Below are 16,565 nucleotides of genomic sequence, written 5' to 3'. Positions count from 1 at the left end.
GCAAGAGGTCCGCGGTTCGATCCCGCGTAGCTCCACCAAATTCTTGTTACAAGAAGCAAAAGGCCACCGCATCGCGGTGGCCTTTTTGCTTTCTCCATCATTTATTTTCTCCATACGTCCGCGCCTTTCATTTGTAAATCCAATGACCTGAATGAAAAAGCCCGCGAGACTCGCGGGCTTTGCTTGCACTATTCAGATGCGCCTGTGATTAACGGCGACGTCGCCAGGCCAGTGGCAACAGGGCCAGCAGGCCGAGTCCCAGTGCACCACCGCCTGAGGATGTGTCCGGTTTGGTGGCATCGCTCTCCAGTCTCAGGTCGACGATGATGGGATCATGGTCGGAGGCACTGAAGGGGTTGTCAGACTTGAGCAGGGAGCCGGTGTACTGGCTGCCGTATTCGAACAGGGAGCTCTCGAAGGAGTTGATGTGCCAGTCGGCGACACCTGCCACCTTGCTGGCCAGCGCCGGGTTGGCGAGGGCATAGTCCAGGGTGCCCAGCTCCCCGTCGTAGCTGTAGGAGATGGCTTTCTCCTTGTTGAATTTGACGTTGAGATCGATCAGGCCGTAGCTGCGAGTCACTTCGCGACCGAGCTGTTCATAGGACTGATCACCGATAAAGGTGTGGGAGGCCGATACGATCTTCCGCTCGCTGGTGGCCGGGTTGTAGTCGGTCAGCACCCGGATCGGATCTTCCTTGGCGTAGGAGTTGAAGTCGCCCACCAGCAGCACCTGGCCCGGCAGTTTGCTGACCGCCTCACCCAGCACCTTGGCGGCAGAGACCCGGAACTCGGTGCACTTGCCCTGCAGGTCGGCCGGTTCTGTCTTGCCATCGCCATTTTCGTAGCAGCCTGACCCCTTGGATTTGAGGTGGTTGACCACCAGTGTCAGCGGCTCCTTGCTCTTGGCGAGGGTGAAGGTCTGAACCAGAGAATCGCGCTGACCGGCTGTCTTGGCCACACCACCAGTGGTGTAGCGCTGCTCAGGCAGCTTGATGACGCTGGCATCTCCGCTGGGGGTGAGCAGGGCAGGACGGTAGATCATCGCCACCATGATGGCGTCTCCGCCGAAGAACTTGCCATCGGTAAGGGCAGTGACCGGCAGACGCACATAGGCGTAGTGTTTGCTCGCATCCTTCTGCTGTTCGTTGAGGCGGGTCACCAGATTGTGGAGGGCCGAGTTATCCTCGAAGCCGTTGTTCTCCATCTCCATCAGGCCAAGCAGATCGGCATCCATTGCGGTGATGGCATTGACGATCTTGGTGCGCTGTTTCTCGAACTCGGGCTGGCTCTTGGCACCCCGGTTGCAACCTTTGGCGTTGTCGGCATCCGCCTGATCCTTGCACAGGATATTGAGTGCGCCGCCAATGCTGGAGTGACTGGTGAAGTAGTTGAGTACGTTGAAGCTGCCGATCCGCAGATCGCTGCCAGCGAGGCGAGCCGGCGCGTCTTGACGATCCTCTTCAGGGCTGCGCAGCAGGGCGCCGGCAGTCAGGGTGACATCGCTCGGTACCACCAGACGGAAGGCATCCTTGTTGTAGACGATCACTCCCTCCAATCCATTTAGCTGATCACCAATGCGCAGATATCCCTGATCGGCATCCCAGCTTGGGAACCAGGGCAGTACGCCATCCGGTGCTTTGTAATCAGACTCAACCACCAGACGGTTGCTGCCATTTTTCGTGGCCAGTGCGACAGCGTCCGCACTGCTGGCAACATGAAGTTGGGTCGGTTTGATCAGCGGGGTTTTGTGGGCCAACTCTACGTTGTTGCGATAGACCTTGTAGTCGAAGCCGTAGTTGCGGGTCAGGTGCAGGTCACTGCTGCTGTCGAGACGTACCCGCATCCCTTCGTGGCGATTGAGTGCCTGCGCCAGCGTCTCCCCTTCATTGACCTGCAGTACGCTGGTCGGCACATTCAGCCCTTGTGCGGTGACTTGCAGGCGGGCTTTGCTGGATTCGAAGGTGGGCTTGAGCTGGGTGCCGCCGTAATACTCCTCGACCTTGGCTTCGAGGCAGAGTTCAGACCCCGGTTTGATGTCTTTATATTTGGTCGCGAAGTCCTTGTCGTTCAGATAGACAAAGATGCCATCAGAGGTGGCCGGATTGCCATCGCCCACCGGGTCGGTCAGATAGAACCCCTTGGTCAGGCTTTGGCCCAGCGTCGTCACGATACCGCGAACGTTGAAGGTGCCCGGGCTGATTTTGCCGGTCACGTTACCGTTCTTGTCGGTCACGGTCTGGGTAGCCAGCGCGCTGGCGGAGCCTGTACCCTGAATGGTCGGGATGGGGGTGAGTTGAGCCGGATCGGACGGGCAGACAAATGCCGCATGGGCGCCTGAGGATGCAAGTGCCAGCCCCACGGCCAGCGACAGCAGGGTACGAGTACCTTTCATAGGTGTTCCTTTTTTATTTTTGCCAGTGATTCCATAGCCTTGGCTCGTTGACCAAGGGCGCGCATTGTCACATTTCTGGCATGTCATACCAGTGAGCCAACGCACATTAAACGAATCTGGGAAGATGAGGAAAAGCGTTTTTATGATCCCAGTAACGATATGATTTTTTTTGATAATTCAATCAATTTTAACCCTGTGATCATGACGCTTTCGTGGCAGGGGATAATTCTCTTTGAGAATAAAGATTGAGGGGATCTTGTCGCCTTCCTATACTGGGTTCGTTCCTCACGGAACCCAGGTAAAGGGCAAACCGGCAGTGATGTCGGGGCGCAATGCCTCCGGTCTCGATCGTGGATCCAGATAGCGGGGTTTCCCTGGGTGAGGGGTGGTTTGTGTGGCAGGTCCATTGCCAGTTGTCTGCGCCCATCATGCAGGTTGCGGTTGTTCTTTGCCTTGGTGACCAAGCCAAGACAAAACAAGGAAGATAACAATATGCAACAGCTCTTCAGACCCAGCAGGCTTGCCATGCTGGTCGCCCTTGCGGCTGCGCCCGCCTGGGCTCAGGCCGCTTATCCCGCCTATAAATCCGGTACTGCCTACAAGGCTGGCGATATCGTCAGCAACGTCGGTGCCCTCTACGAGTGCAAAGAATTTCCCTATTCAGGCTGGTGCGGGGCATCCCCCTATCACTATGAGCCGGGGGTAGGTGTGGTCTGGGCAGATGCCTGGAAGCCCTATGGTGGCGAGGTGCCTCCTCCTGCGCTCGGTGTGGCCGTCAGCTCGCCGGCTGTAGGTGCCAGCTTCAACGAAGGAGCCAGCGTGGCGCTGGCGGTGAGCCTGAGCGGCCCGGTAACGGCCTTGGCCCGGGTGGAATATCTTGTCGACGGCACGCTGGTCGCCACGGCGAGCGCCTCGCCCTGGAGTGCCAGCTGGAGCGCCGCCGGAGTGGGGGCCCATACCCTCAAGGCACGGGCGCTGGATAAAGATGGCAAGGTGCTGAGCGAAGCGGATTCCAGCTTCAACGTCGCCGCCGTGGTCGCGCCAGAGGCGCCCAAGGCGAGCATCAGCAGCCCGGCCAATGGCGCCAAGGTGACGCTGGGTCGCAGTGTGGCGGTGAGCGGCAACGTCACAGATGCCAACAACGATGTGGCCAAAGTCGAGCTCTATGTCGATGGCAAGAAGATTGGTGAAGACACTACTGCCCCCTGGCAGGTGAACTGGACGCCGGATGCCAAAGGGAGTGCCGCCCTCAAGCTGGTGGCCACAGACAAGACCAATCTGAGCGGTGAGTCGGCGGCGGTGACCGTCAATGTCGAGGAGGCCGCGCTGCCGCCCACCGGTGGCAACCTCTCTTGTGACATTCGCCAGATCTATCGTCCGGATGGTTACGAGTGCATGGGGGATGACCATGCCCGTCGGGTTATCGGCTACTTCACCTCCTGGCGCACCGGCAAGAACGGCCTGCCCGCCTATCTGGTGAGCGATATTCCATGGAACAAGATCACCCACATCAACTACGCCTTCGCGGCGGTGGATGAGCAGAGCCACACCATCAAGGTGGACGATGCAGCCACCAAGATGACTTGGGATGGCGTGCCGGGTGCCGAGATGGATCCTGAATTTGCCTACAAGGGCCACTTCAACCTGCTGTCGAAGTACAAGAAGCAGTATCCGGACGTGAAGACCCTCATCTCGGTCGGGGGCTGGGCCGATACGCGCGGCTTCTACACCGCCACCACCAAGGGCGATTGCTCGGTCAATACTGCCGGTATCAACACCCTGGCTGACTCGGCGGTGAGCTTTATCCGCCAGTACGGCTTTGACGGGGTCGATATCGACTACGAATACCCCACCTCGATGAAGGATGCGGGCAACCCCAACGACTTCCCGCTATCCAACCAGTGCCGGGCCAAGCTGTTTGCCAACTACGAGGTTCTGATGAAGACCTTGCGGGCGCGGCTCGACAACGCCGGTAACGAAGATGGCCGCAAGTATATGCTGACCATCGCCTCACCGGCCTCGGCCTATCTGCTGCGCGGGATGGAGAACTTCCAGGTCACCCAGTACCTCGATTACGTCAACCTGATGACCTATGACTTCCACGGCGCCTGGAACCACTTTGTCGGTCACAATGCGGCCCTGTTCGACAACAATGCTGACCCCGAGCTCTCCCATTGGGGCGTCTATACCCAGACCCAGTTTGGCGGTATCGGTTACCTCAACGCCGCCTGGTCTGCCCACTACTTCCGCGGTGCGCTGGCGGCTGGCAAGATCAACGTTGGCGTGCCCTATTACACCCGCGGTTGGCAGGGGGTGAGCGGTGGCAGTCACGGGCTGGGTGGCAAGGCAGCCCTGCCGAGCCAGAACGAGTGCCAGCCGGGCACAGGTGGCAGCACCATTCCGTGCGGCAACGGGGCGGTCGGCATCGACAACATCTGGCATGATCTGGACAAGAACGGCAAAGAGATCGGCGGTGGCGCCGTGCCCATGTGGCATGCCAAAAACCTGGAGCATGCAGCCAGCCTCGGCATCACCACGCTGCCGAGTTATGGCACTGCCTGGGGTCTGGATCCCAACAATCCGGCTCACGTGATGCAGGGCAAGTATGTGCGTTACTACGATGAGAAGGCCCACGCGCCCTGGCTGTGGAACGAAGAGAAGAAGGTGTTTCTCTCAACAGAAGATGAAGAGTCCATGGGCCACAAGCTCGACTACATCATCAAGCGTGGTCTGGGTGGCGTGATGTTCTGGGAGATGGCGGGTGATTACGCCTTCGATCCGGCCAAGAACGAGTACGGCATGGGCAGTACCCTGACCACCCTGGCTTATGAGAAGTTTGCCAAGGCAACTCCGTACAACACCAAGCAAAACGATCTGGCCGCGCCGAGCGCCCAGCTCGATATCCAGGTCAGCCTCTCCGGCTTCAAGGAAGGGGACTCCAACTACCCGATCAACCCGAAACTCAAGCTGGTCAACAAGTCGACCCAGACCATTCCGGGCGGCGCTCGCATCGAGTTTCTGGTGCCCACCTCCACCTCTGACACCATCACGGATCAGAGTGGCATGGGCCTGAAAGTGGTGGAGAGCGGTGGCAACGATAACTCGGAAGGCATTGCGGGCGAGAAGGACTTCCACAAGGTCGCCATGAACCTGCCGGGCTGGCAGACTCTGGCGCCGGGGGCCGAGATTGAAGTCGCCATGACCTACTACCTGCCCGCCGCTGGCGTGCCGAGCGGTATGCGCATCATCAGTGGCAGCCAGACCATTGGTCTCAAGGTCGAGTTCCCGACCCTGCCGGAGGCCGTGCTGGGTTCGGGTGGCGGCGAGAATCCGGGCACCAGCTGCAGCAGCCAGAACGTCAATCCGGCGGCCTACAAGGCCTATCCGAGCTGGCCGCAGGGGGATCATGCCAATGGCGGTGATCGCATCACCCATAACAAGGTGGTGTGGCAAGCAAACTGGTGGACCAGCAGCGAGCCCAAGGCAACCGATGGCAGCTGGAAGTCTGTCTGTAGCTATTGATTTTAAAATCAATGAGATAAGTGAGGCTTCGGCCTCACTTTTTTTGTCTGGTTGGTCGCTCTGGTTGAAAATGCGCCTGCCTTTCCTGGCGGGCAGCCTCTATAATAGAGTCGATTAATAATCAGATGGATATCAGCGTATGGCGAGTATATTGGATTCCGTTGATCAACGAACTCAACTGGTGGGGGAAAACCGCCTCGAGTTGTTGATGTTTCGTCTCGGCACCCGTCAGATGTTCGCCATCAACGTCTTCAAGGTACGGGAAGTGGTCAAGTTGCCCCATCTGAGCAAGATGCCGGGCTCCCATCACAATATCAGCGGGGTAGCCAATATCCGCGGTACCTCGATCCCGGTGATTAACCTGCGCAGCGCCATCGGTATGCGCCCCATGCCCATCGACAGTGAATCCAACCTCATCATCACCGAGTACAACCGTACCATTCAGGGCTTTTTGGTGGGGCAGGTGGCCAACATCGTCAACATGACCTGGAAGGATATCCTGCCGCCGCCGCGCTCTGCCGGGCGTGCCAACTACCTCACCGCCATCACCCGCATTCCCGAAGATGGAGTGGATCAGATCGTCGAGATCATCGATGTGGAGAAGGTGTTGGCGGAGATCATTACCTATGACATCCGCATCTCCGAAGAGGTGCTGGATCGGGAGATCCTGCCCGAGATGCATGGACGCAAAGTGCTGATCGTCGATGACTCCAGCACCGCCCGCAATCTGGTGCGCGAGACCCTGGGCCAGCTTGGGCTTGAGGTGATCGAGTGTCAGGATGGTTTGCAGGCGCTGACCCTGCTCAAGGGGTGGTGCGATGCTGGCAAGAAGGTGACTGACGAGATCCTGCTGATGATCACCGATGCCGAAATGCCGGAGATGGACGGCTACCGCCTGACCCACGAGGTACGCAGCGATCCGCGTATGTCCGATCTCTTTATCACCCTCAACACCTCCCTGAGCGGCAACTTCAACGAAGCCATGGTCAAGAAGGTGGGGTGTGACCGCTTTATCTCCAAGTTCCAGCCCGACTTGCTGGTGGGGGTGGCCCAGGAGCGGCTGCGTCAGGTGCTGCAAAGCTGAGAAGTTGCCTGCCGGTTATGCTAAATCAATAACAACACATCCCGCTTCGGCGGGATGTGTTGTTATTGGGTATTGGCGATGGATTGGTTGAATCAAGGTGCCACGCAGAGATCGTCGCCCATTCAAAACATCCGATTTTGGCGGGATATTTTGTTATGGGATATTGGTGATAGACGGCGGGCTTATTGGCTGAGCAGCGGCTCCATAAAGCGGGCGACTTTATCGCGGATTTGGGGCTGGGCCGCCGGGGTGGGATGAATGCCATCGTTCATCATAAGTTCAGGGCGCAGCGCAATATCATCCATAAAGAAGGGCAGCAGTGGCAGATCGTTAGCCTGGGCCAACTCGGGAAAGATCTGTTCGAACTGGCGCAGATAGCGGGCACCGTAGTTGCGGGGCAGCTGGATTTGGGTCAACACCACACGGGTCTGCTGCTCCTTGGCGAGCGCGATCATGCTGGCCAGATTTTGGCGGGTAATGGTCGGTGCGAAGCCGCGCAGGCCATCGTTGCCCCCCAGTTCGATCAGCAGCCAGTCCGGTTTGTGCTCATTCAGCAGCGCGGGCAGACGGGCCAGCGCCCCCTGGGTCGTTTCACCGCTGATGCTGGCATTGAGCAGAGTGTGTTTGCCCCCCTCCTCCTGCCATTTCTGGTTGAGCAGGGCAGGCCAGCTCTGCTCAACCTGCATTTGATAGCCGGCGCTCAGGCTGTCTCCCAGCACCAGCAGGGTCTGGGCCTGAGCCGACGAGAGCAGGCTGCCGAGGCCAACGAACAAGGCAAACAGAATACGCACCATCAATTCAACTCCCGCTATGGATTGTCATCAAGGGATTGGAACAAAGGATACAGAGCATGAGTTCAACCCCCATTATTGTCGTCAAGGGCCTCGGCAAATCGGTTCGCCTCGGCCAGGAAAGCCTCACCATCCTTGAAGGGATCAATCTGCAAGTCAATAGTGGCGAGACGGTGGCGCTGGTCGGCGCCTCCGGCTCCGGCAAGTCCACCCTGCTGGGGCTGCTGGCCGGGCTCGATCTGCCGAGTCAGGGAGACATCGAGATCCTCGGCAAATCCCTTGGCGAGCTGGATGAGGAGGGGCGGGCCCGATTGCGCGCCGAGCAGATCGGCTTTGTGTTCCAGTCGTTCCTGCTGCTCCCGACCATGACGGCGCTGGAGAATGTGATGCTGCCCGCCGAGCTGCGCGGGGAGCGTGATTGCGAACCAAGAGCTCGCGAGCTGCTGGCCGCGGTCGGGCTTGGCGAGCGGTTGCACCATCTGCCGCCACGGCTCTCCGGCGGTGAGCAGCAGCGGGTGGCCATCGCTCGTGCCTTTATGACCCGCCCAAGCCTGCTGCTGGCGGACGAGCCGACCGGCAACCTCGACAGCAAGACCGGCGAGAAGGTGATCGAGCTGCTGTTTGAACTCAATCGCAAGCACGGCACCACGCTAGTGGTAGTGACCCATGACCATCAGCTGGCCGAGCGTTGCCAGCGGCAACTGGTCATGACGGCGGGCAGACTGGATCGCGAGGTGGCCCATGATGTGGTGTAACGGGGTGAGCTGCGGGTCAGGCGGGAGATGCAAGGGATGATGCAGTGGCGCTTGGGATGGCGACTGCTTCGCCGGGAAGGTTTCAGCGGCGAGCTGCGCTGGTTTGTGCTGGCGCTGGCCCTGAGCGTGGCGTGCGTCTTGAGTGTGGCATTGGTGGCGGATCGGCTCGATGCCGGACTCAAGGCGTCGGGCCGCGACTTTATCGGAGCGGATCGGGTGCTGCGTACTGCCGCTGCGCTGCCGAATGGTTGGCTGGAACGAGCGAAACAGGATGGCTTGGCGGTGCAGACCACCGTCAGCTTCAACAGCATGCTGTTTCACGGTGATGCGTTGCAGCTTGCCTCCATTCGGGCGGTGCCCGATGGTTTCCCCTTCTACGGCAAGCTCACTCTGGAACCTGCCCGTGCCCCTGCTCCCGGCGAGATCTGGCTCTCCGCCCGGGTGATGCAGCTGTTTAAGGCCAAAACGGGGGATGAGCTGGAGGTAGGCAATACGGTGCTCAAGGTGGCAGGCCTGCTTGGCGAGGAGCCGGATCAGGGCTTCAGCCCCTTCCTGCTGGCGCCGCGGGCGCTGATCCACAGTGCCGATATCGAGGCGACCGGCGCCCTGCTTCCCGGCAGCCGCCAGCAGTGGCGCTATCTGTTCAAGGGGCCGCGGGAATCGCTAGCCCGTTACGAGCAATGGTTGTTGCCGCAATTGCAGGCCGGACAGAAGTGGATCAAACCGGATGACAGCGAATCCCAAGTGGGTCGCTCGCTGGCCAATGCCGAGCGTTTCTTCCGGCTTGCCTCGCTAAGCGGGGTGTTGCTGGGGGCGTTGGCGATGGGGATTGCGGTGCGCCACTTTGCCGAGCGCCAGACCAATATGGTGGCGCTGCTCAAGACGCTGGGGGCATCCCGTCGCTCGCTCTGGCAACTGATGGGAACCCTGCTGCTGTCGCTGACGCTGATCGGTGCGCTGCTGGGTCTGGTGGCGGGCACAGCCATGCAGTGGATCACCTTGCAGCTGCTGGGGGACCTGCTGCCGCCGGATCTGCCGCTCCCCTCCTGGCGCCCCTTTGCGCTGGGGGTGGCGGTGGCGCTCTTTATCACCCTGCTGCTCGCTTTTGTGCCCTTCTTGCGGTTGCTGAAGGTGCCGCCGCTGCGGGTATTGCGCCGGGAGCTGGAGGCGGGGATTCCCCCCTGGCTGGCCCTGCCTGTCGGTCTGCTCGGGCTGTTTGCGCTGGTCTGGGGCTTTACCGCCGATGTACGGCTGGCGCTGGGTCTGGTGGGTGGCATGGGCTTGCTGATGGGGCTGCTGGCCCTGCTGGCGGCACTGATGTTGCGGCTGGGAGCGAGAGTGAGCGGGCCTCATGCCTTGCGGTTGGCGCTGGCCCATCTGTCGCGCGAGCGCAGCAGCGGCCTATTTCAGCTGGCGGGTTTTGCGCTGGCGCTGATGCTGTTTGGCTTGCTCTGGGCGGCCCGGGTCGATCTGCTGGATGAGTTTTCGGCACGTCTCCCCGTCGATGCACCCAACCGTTTTCTGGTCAATGTGGCCGAGAACGAGCGGGAGGGGATCCTGAGCGAACTGGCGGCAGCCGGGGCCACCACTTCCGATTTCTATCCCATGGTGCGTGGCAGGCTGACCCATATCGCCGGTGAGGCGGTTGGCGAGGGTGCCAGCAGTGGCCGCGAGGGGGTCGATCGGGAGCTCAACTTCACTACCACGGCAACCCTGCCAATCGACAACAAGCTGGTGGCCGGGAAATGGCTTGCCGGGCCCGGCGAGGTGTCAGTGGATAGCGAGTTGGCCAAGCGACTCGATATCAAGCTGGGGGACATGCTCGCCTTTACCATCGAGGGGCACAGCTTCGGCGCCAGGGTCACCAGTCTGCGCAGCATCAAGTGGGACAACATGCGCCCCAACTTCTATATGATCTTCTCCGAGGATCTGCTGGAACCCTTCTCCCGAACCTGGCTTGGCAGCTACCGGCTGCCCGAGGCGGGGCGCTCTGCCGAGGTGGAGTTGATCCGCCGCCACCCCACGGTGAGTCTTATCGATGTGGATGACCTGATTGCGCGGCTCACTCAGGTATCGGAGCAGGTGAGTAGGGCGCTGGCGCTGATGCTGGGGCTGGTGACAGTGGCCGCGCTGCTGGTGCTCCTGACCCAGACCCAGGCCAGCATGGCCCAGCGTCGGCGCGAGCTGTTGTTGATGCGTACCTTGGGTGCCAGCAGCGAACTACTGAAAAAGATGCTGCGCTGGGAGCTGGTGGCCAGTGGTGCGCTGGCGGGGCTCTGTGCCGCCATGGTGGTGGAGCTCTGCTCCTTTGGCCTGCAGTGGTGGTGGTTCGAGGGGCAGTGGCAGTTCCACTGGGCTATCTGGCTCGGCCTGCCGACGCTGGGGGCACTGCTGGTGACGCTGGCGGGGCAGGGGATGCAGCGCCAGCTGCTGGCTGGCACCCTGAGCGATCGGCTGCGAGGGCTGGGTCAGGGGTTGTTGTAATCCCGCCAACGCGAGCCGATGCACACAAGGTGCAATAGCGCAGCCACAATAAACGAGAAGCCCGGCCATTGGCTGGGCTTCTTGTTATGCGAGGTGCTGACGAGTGGACGCAGCGAGCGGGTGTGAGTTAGCGGGGCTCGCGCAGCAGATTGGTGAGGGCACTCGGCAGCTCGGGATAGCTGAAGTGAAAACCGGCCTGTTGCAGCCGCGCTGGTATCACCTTTTGTCCAGTGAGTAGCAGATCTGCCGCCTCCCCCATCACCAGTTGCAACAGCGGCGCCGGGACGAAGAAGATGTGTGGACGGTGCAGCGTGGTAGCAAGGGTCTGGCTGAACTCCCGGTTACTGACCGGATGGGGCGCAGTGCCGTTGAAGATGCCGCTGCACTCCTCGTGTTCCAGCAGGAAGAGCATGGCGCGTACCAGATCCTGCACATGGATCCAGCTCATCATTTGGCTGCCCGATCCCATAGGGCCGCCGAGTCCGAGTCGGTAGGGGGGGAGCATTTTGGGCAGGGCGCCGCCATCCATACCAAGCACCAGTCCGATCCGCACGATACAGACCCGGGTTTGGCGGCTCTGGGCCTCCTGCGCCAGGGTTTCCCACTGCTGGCAGAGCTGGTGGGTAAACTCGTCGTTGGGAGAGCGACACTGCTCGTCGAGGGTTTCGGTGCCCTGTCTGCCATACCAGCCGATGGCGGAGGCGTTGATCAGCACCTTGGGCGGCGTGCTGGATAGCTTGATGAGATCCACCAGTTGCTCGGTCAACAGCCAGCGGCTATCGCAGAGCAGCTGTTTGCGCGACTCGCTCCAGCGTCCGGCGGCGATGGGTTCACCGGCCAGATTGATCACCGCATCCACATCATTGAGGTCATCAAGCCGGTCGAGGTTATCCAATACCTTGATATCGTGGCCGAGCAGGGAGTAGGCGCGGCTCCCCTGCCTGCTCAAGACCACGACCTCATGATTGACCTTGAGATGGGCAACCAGCTTGCGGCCGATAAAGCCGGTTCCTCCGGTAATAAGAATCTTCATCGCTGCATGCTCCTGCTGCCGTTTGCTCAACTTTAATGGTGTGGCTTCCCTTCAACAAGTGAGACGTGCTTCGGGAGTTTTCTGTTTGACGTTTGTTAACTCTATCCTCTTCTTACGACATATTGTTGAACAATAGTTTGAATTGATTGATTTTTGTTGGGTGGACATTTGTTGAACAATCGCTATTATGGCGACCCTTTTCGCCTGTCCACCGAGGCTGTCACCCATTATCCGAGCATCAAAGAGGCCGCCATGCCATTTCGTCGTTTGAAACTTCGCCAGCTTTACTCGAGGATTCTCTTGGCGCTGCTGATGGGGGGCGGGATCCTGCTGCTGGGGGTTGTTGCCGTTATCTGGCAGACGGTGACGGAGACAGAGCGTGATGCCGATTCACGGTTGCAGCATGCCCGTGTGATGTTTGAGCGCTCCATCGGCCATGCCCAGCAGGCGGCCATCAATGTGGAGGGGATGCTTGGTCACTCCTGCAAGGAGGCGGCACAACTGCTGCGCGAACAGGTGGCCACGGTGCCTTATGTCCGTTCCGCCAATCTGGCTGTAGGCAGCCACATCTATTGCACCTCGCTCTATGGTGACTACGATGGCCCCTTCAATCCCGACCGCTATGTGGATGGCAGGTTGCAACTGCTGCCTGGCAATGAGGTCACACCGGATCGCCCCTTGATCGTGCTGCGTCATGAAACGGACAAGGGGAGTGTGCTGATCGGTGTAGATGGCTACTACCTGCGCAATACCCTGGAGATCTCCAGCAAGAACTCCCCGATGGCTCTGGTGGTGGGGCAGAGGGCACTGTTTGGCTCAGGTCAGGTTGGGGCGGCGCCCTCTCCGACAGAAGAGGGTTATATTGCCCTCGCTTCGGCTGATTTCCCCTATCAGGTCGTCACCCAGGTCACGGTGCATGACTACTGGAGCCACGCATGGCGATACTCCAGATATACCTTGATCCTCTCTCTGTTGCTGGCACTGCTGATTGGATTCGGCACCTTCAGGCTGATGGGGCGTAGCAGCTCGCCAGCGGAGGAGCTAAAGCGGGCGTTGATCGAAGAGGAGTTTATCCCCTACCTGCAGCCGGTGGTCTCCGGTGAGGATGAGCAGTGGCGTGGCTGTGAGGTGCTGATGCGCTGGCAGCATCCCAAGCAGGGGATGATCTCGCCGGATCGCTTTATTCCGCTGGCGGAAGATAGCGGGCTGATCGTGCCCATGACCAGCCTGTTGATGGCGCAGGTGCGCGACCACTTCTCCCCTTATGCCCGCAAGCTGCCGGCCAAGTTCCATTTTTGCTTCAATATCAGCGCCAAGCACTTTCAGGATCTCGACCTGTTGGCTGACTGCAAGGCGTTTCTCGACGCGTTTAAGGACAATCCCGTTGATTTGGGGCTGGAGCTGACTGAGCGTGAACTGCTGGTGGCTGATGAGACAACGGCTCAGATGTTTGCCGAATTGCGCAAACTGGGCGTGTTGATCTCTATCGATGATTTTGGCACCGGTCACTCCAGTCTCACCTATCTGCAACAGTTTCAGGTCGATGCAATCAAGATTGACCGGAGCTTTGTAGAGATGATCGGCACGGATGCACTCTCCAGTCATATCGTTGAAAACGTGATTGATCTGGCGAAGCGACTTGAATTGATCCTGATCGCGGAGGGGGTCGAGAAGCAGTCGCAGGCGGACTACCTGCGGGCGCGCCACGTTGACTATCTGCAAGGGTATCGTTACAGCCGCCCCATCCCGATGAAGCAGTTTTGCAAGACCCTGTTTGGCTGAATGGTTGAATGGGGAGCATAAAAAACCAGCGATCACTCGCTGGTTTTTTGTTGATACCGTTTGGCTTGGGCGTTCAGAGCATGCGCTGGAGGGCGCGGGCCAAGCGTTTGACCCCCTCCTCGATGGTCGCTTCATCGACGCAGGAGAAGCTCAGGCGCAGGGTGTTCTTGATCTCGGGGCGCACGTAGAAGGGGGCGCCGGGTACGAAGGCCACCTTCTCCTTGATCGCCTCGTCAAACAGCGCCATGGCACTGATGTGGGCTGGCAGAGTCAGCCAGAGGAACATACCCCCTTCCGGTCGGGTGTAGCTGACGCCGGGCGGGCAGTGACGGGCCAGCGCGGCCTCCATGGCGGCACGCTGGCGACCATAGACCTCCTTGATCTTCTCCAGGTGAGCGTCGAGAGAGTTGTCGTTCAGGAAGCGGTGCAGCACCTGCTGGCTGAAGGCGTTGCTGTGCAGATCGGTCGCCTGCTTGGCGATAGTCACCTTCTTGCGCAGCCAGTCCGGCATTACCATCCAGCCCAGACGGAAGGCGGGCACCACGGTTTTGGAAAACGAGCCGAGCAGCACGGTATTGTTTGGCGCCAGCTTGGCAATGGGGGGCATATGTTCGCCCTCGAAACGCAGCTCGCCGTAGGGATCATCTTCCACCATCAACAGCTCGTGGCTGATCAGCCGCTCCGCCAGTGCCTCGCGGTTGGCACGACTGTAGGAGACACCGCTCGGGTTCTGGAAGTTGGGCACGCCGTAGAGCAGCTTGGCACTGGAGCCGCTTGCCAGCAGCGCATCCAGCGCCGCCAGGTCCAGTCCCTCTTCTTCAAGGGTGATCGGCTTGAAGGTGGGCTGGTAGACAGAAAAGGCCTGAATGGCGCCAAGGTAACCCGGCTCTTCGATGATGAGATCCTGACCCTCGTCGATCAGCACCTTGCCCAGCAGATCCAGCGCCTGCTGGGAGCCGCTGGTGATGAGGATATTGTCCGGATTGACCTGCATGCCGTGGCGGGCCAGATAGCGGTCGGCAATATATTGGCGCAGCGGGGCGAAGCCCTCGGTCGCCGCATATTGCAGGGCAGCAGCCCCTTGTTCGCGCAGTACATCCTGACAGGCCTGATCGATCGCCTTGACCGGAAACAGGTGGGGATTGGGCAGGCCACCAGCGAAGGAGATGATCTCCGGATTGGCGGCAACTTTGAGGATTTCACGGATAAAGGAAGGCTCGACCTTCTCGAAGCGCTGGGCAAAAAACGGCTGCATAGACAATTCTCTCGGCATGTGGGCGGTCGCTCCATTCGACCGCCAGGTTATCCGTTTGTATCAGATTTCAGAAATGAGGCAATGATTGTCACAAAAATCGCCAAAAAAGGGCTGGAACGACTCTACTGCGGATTATATTGGACGGTTAGTCGGTGTGGTGATGCCAGTGAGGGAGCAGGGAAGTGGATGGCCGGAATATTTGTTGCGCGAAACACTTGCGCCTTGGGCCTATCTTGGGATAATTCGCTCCCCTGTTTTCGCGGGTCGATGAAATGCCGAGCCGCGAGCGGTCCCGCTCGGGATCGGACACAAATAGATGTATTACCCGGATTGATGAAATAACGAGACCATTATGCCTGTGACCCAAGATGTATTTAACGAAGACGGCAAGTTCATGCGCAAGATCCGCAGCTTTGTCCGTCGCGAAGGCCGCCTGACCAAAGGGCAGGAGAAGGCCCTGGAAGAGCTCTGGCCGGTCATGGGCATCGATTTCGAGCCAAAGCAGCTCGATCTGGTCGCGCTGTTTGGCCGCGAGGCACCTGTGGTGCTGGAGATCGGCTTTGGCATGGGCGCCTCTCTGGTGGAGATGGCCAAGAATGCCCCCGAGAAGAACTTCATCGGCATTGAAGTGCACTCCCCGGGCGTGGGCGCCTGTCTGGGTACCGCTCAGGAAGCGGGCGTCACCAATCTGAAGGTGATCTGCCACGATGCGGTGGAAGTGCTGGAGCACATGATCCCGAACGGTTCACTCTCCTGCCTGCAGCTCTTCTTCCCGGATCCCTGGCACAAGAGCCGTCACCACAAGCGCCGCATCGTACAGCCTGCATTTGCCCAGGATATTCGCCAGAAGCTGGCCATCGGTGGCGTGTTCCACATGGCGACCGACTGGGAAAACTATGCCGAGCATATGCTGGAAGTGATGAGCGCCGCCGAGGGTTACGAGAACACCTCTGCCACCGGCAACTGGGTGCCTCGTCCGGACTGGCGTCCGCTGACCAAATTTGAACAACGTGGCCACCGTCTCGGCCACGGGGTTTGGGATCTGATTTTCAAGCGTGTCAGCTAAGCTGGCACGTCAACACACCTAGCGTATCAACTAACTTGAGGAGCTATCATGGCCAATCGTAGCCGCCGCCTGCGCAAGAAACTGCGCGTCGATGAATTCCAGGAAATGGGTTTCGACATCAGTTTCAACTTCCCGGTCGGCACTGCCGAAGAGACCATCGATGCGGTAGTCGATGCGATGATCGATGAGGTTGTTGAACCCCGTAAACTGGCTTTTGCCGGCTCCGGTCACCTGGCCTGGGAAGGGATGATCTGCACCCAGCAACTGGGCAAGTGTACCGAAGAAGACCGCGCCGCCGTCAAATCCTGGCTGGAAGGCAAGGGGATGGAAGCCGTGGTCGTTACCGAGCTGTTCGACCTCTGGTACGGTGAACCGGCCTGATACAAGGCTGCCGCATCTGG

At 59.6% G+C, this 16,565-nt stretch carries 11 protein-coding genes and 1 riboswitch; of the genes, 7 read left to right on the top strand and 4 right to left on the bottom strand.

What is annotated here, in order from left to right:
* Window positions 1-208: 208 nt before the first annotated feature.
* A complete protein-coding gene (locus tag L972_RS10565) occupies window positions 209-2,392 on the bottom strand; it encodes an ExeM/NucH family extracellular endonuclease (RefSeq protein WP_047438101.1) in 2,184 nt (727 codons plus the stop codon).
* A gap of 294 nt (window positions 2,393-2,686) precedes the next feature.
* Window positions 2,687-2,769, top strand: a riboswitch (cyclic di-GMP riboswitch).
* 115 nt (window positions 2,770-2,884) lie between these two features.
* Between L972_RS10565 and L972_RS10560 the strand changes: the two genes are divergently transcribed.
* Together L972_RS10560 and L972_RS10555 are read left to right on the top strand one after the other, a co-directional pair.
* Window positions 2,885-5,914, top strand: coding sequence for a glycosyl hydrolase family 18 protein (locus tag L972_RS10560; RefSeq protein ID WP_052200047.1), 3,030 nt, complete (start codon window positions 2,885-2,887; stop codon window positions 5,912-5,914).
* Window positions 5,915-6,053: 139 nt separating this feature from the next.
* On the top strand, window positions 6,054-6,998 hold the full coding sequence (locus L972_RS10555) for a chemotaxis protein CheV (protein WP_047438099.1): 945 nt from the start codon (window positions 6,054-6,056) through the stop codon (window positions 6,996-6,998).
* Window positions 6,999-7,180: 182 nt separating this feature from the next.
* Here L972_RS10555 and L972_RS10550 read toward each other — a convergent pair whose 3' ends face one another.
* Window positions 7,181-7,792, bottom strand: coding sequence for an arylesterase (locus tag L972_RS10550; RefSeq protein ID WP_047438097.1), 612 nt, complete (start codon window positions 7,790-7,792; stop codon window positions 7,181-7,183).
* 56 nt (window positions 7,793-7,848) lie between these two features.
* Here L972_RS10550 and L972_RS10545 point away from each other — a divergent pair, with 56 nt between their 5' ends.
* Window positions 7,849-8,544 (top strand): ABC transporter ATP-binding protein, encoded by a 696-nt coding sequence (locus L972_RS10545; protein ID WP_047438095.1) that lies wholly within the window; start codon window positions 7,849-7,851, stop codon window positions 8,542-8,544.
* 36 nt (window positions 8,545-8,580) lie between these two features.
* Window positions 8,581-11,028, top strand: coding sequence for an ABC transporter permease (locus L972_RS10540; RefSeq protein WP_047438093.1), 2,448 nt, complete (start codon window positions 8,581-8,583; stop codon window positions 11,026-11,028).
* 127 nt (window positions 11,029-11,155) lie between these two features.
* Here the strand turns inward: L972_RS10540 and L972_RS10535 are convergent, their stop codons facing one another.
* Entirely contained in the window at window positions 11,156-12,061 is a 906-nt protein-coding gene (locus L972_RS10535; RefSeq protein ID WP_047438091.1) for a TIGR01777 family oxidoreductase, read from the bottom strand.
* A gap of 252 nt (window positions 12,062-12,313) precedes the next feature.
* Between L972_RS10535 and L972_RS10530 the strand changes: the two genes are divergently transcribed.
* Window positions 12,314-13,843: an EAL domain-containing protein gene (locus L972_RS10530; RefSeq protein ID WP_047438208.1), complete on the top strand. Its 1,530-nt coding sequence runs from the start codon at window positions 12,314-12,316 to the stop codon at window positions 13,841-13,843.
* 73 nt (window positions 13,844-13,916) lie between these two features.
* Here L972_RS10530 and L972_RS10525 read toward each other — a convergent pair whose 3' ends face one another.
* The gene (locus L972_RS10525; RefSeq protein WP_047438089.1) at window positions 13,917-15,098 is read right to left on the bottom strand and encodes an aminotransferase-like domain-containing protein; all 1,182 of its coding nucleotides are present in this window, start codon (window positions 15,096-15,098) and stop codon (window positions 13,917-13,919) included.
* A 352-nt stretch (window positions 15,099-15,450) separates the two neighbouring features.
* On the opposite strand from L972_RS10525, the gene trmB reads away from it, so the two are divergent.
* Window positions 15,451-16,164: a tRNA (guanosine(46)-N7)-methyltransferase TrmB gene (gene trmB, locus L972_RS10520; RefSeq protein WP_005335228.1), complete on the top strand. Its 714-nt coding sequence runs from the start codon at window positions 15,451-15,453 to the stop codon at window positions 16,162-16,164.
* Window positions 16,165-16,212: 48 nt separating this feature from the next.
* On the top strand, window positions 16,213-16,545 hold the full coding sequence (locus L972_RS10515) for a YggL family protein (RefSeq protein ID WP_005348158.1): 333 nt from the start codon (window positions 16,213-16,215) through the stop codon (window positions 16,543-16,545).
* Window positions 16,546-16,565: the final 20 nt, after the last annotated feature.

Origin of the sequence: Aeromonas sp. ZOR0001 (assembly GCF_000801015.1) — a bacterium.
GTDB lineage: Bacteria > Pseudomonadota > Gammaproteobacteria > Enterobacterales > Aeromonadaceae > Aeromonas > Aeromonas veronii.
This window is presented reverse-complemented; position numbering and strand designations above follow the sequence as displayed.

What these genes read in the sequence shown, in the direction of transcription:
- L972_RS10565 (WP_047438101.1), bottom strand. Translation starts at nt 2,392, where the DNA reads ATGAAAGGTACTCGTACCCTGCTGTCGCTGGCCGTGGGGCTGGCACTT.
- L972_RS10560 (WP_052200047.1), top strand. Translation starts at nt 2,885, where the DNA reads ATGCAACAGCTCTTCAGACCCAGCAGGCTTGCCATGCTGGTCGCCCTT.
- L972_RS10555 (WP_047438099.1), top strand. Translation starts at nt 6,054, where the DNA reads ATGGCGAGTATATTGGATTCCGTTGATCAACGAACTCAACTGGTGGGG.
- L972_RS10550 (WP_047438097.1), bottom strand. Translation starts at nt 7,792, where the DNA reads ATGGTGCGTATTCTGTTTGCCTTGTTCGTTGGCCTCGGCAGCCTGCTC.
- L972_RS10545 (WP_047438095.1), top strand. Translation starts at nt 7,849, where the DNA reads ATGAGTTCAACCCCCATTATTGTCGTCAAGGGCCTCGGCAAATCGGTT.
- L972_RS10540 (WP_047438093.1), top strand. Translation starts at nt 8,581, where the DNA reads ATGATGCAGTGGCGCTTGGGATGGCGACTGCTTCGCCGGGAAGGTTTC.
- L972_RS10535 (WP_047438091.1), bottom strand. Translation starts at nt 12,061, where the DNA reads ATGAAGATTCTTATTACCGGAGGAACCGGCTTTATCGGCCGCAAGCTG.
- L972_RS10530 (WP_047438208.1), top strand. Translation starts at nt 12,314, where the DNA reads ATGCCATTTCGTCGTTTGAAACTTCGCCAGCTTTACTCGAGGATTCTC.
- L972_RS10525 (WP_047438089.1), bottom strand. Translation starts at nt 15,098, where the DNA reads ATGCAGCCGTTTTTTGCCCAGCGCTTCGAGAAGGTCGAGCCTTCCTTT.
- trmB (WP_005335228.1), top strand. Translation starts at nt 15,451, where the DNA reads ATGCCTGTGACCCAAGATGTATTTAACGAAGACGGCAAGTTCATGCGC.
- L972_RS10515 (WP_005348158.1), top strand. Translation starts at nt 16,213, where the DNA reads ATGGCCAATCGTAGCCGCCGCCTGCGCAAGAAACTGCGCGTCGATGAA.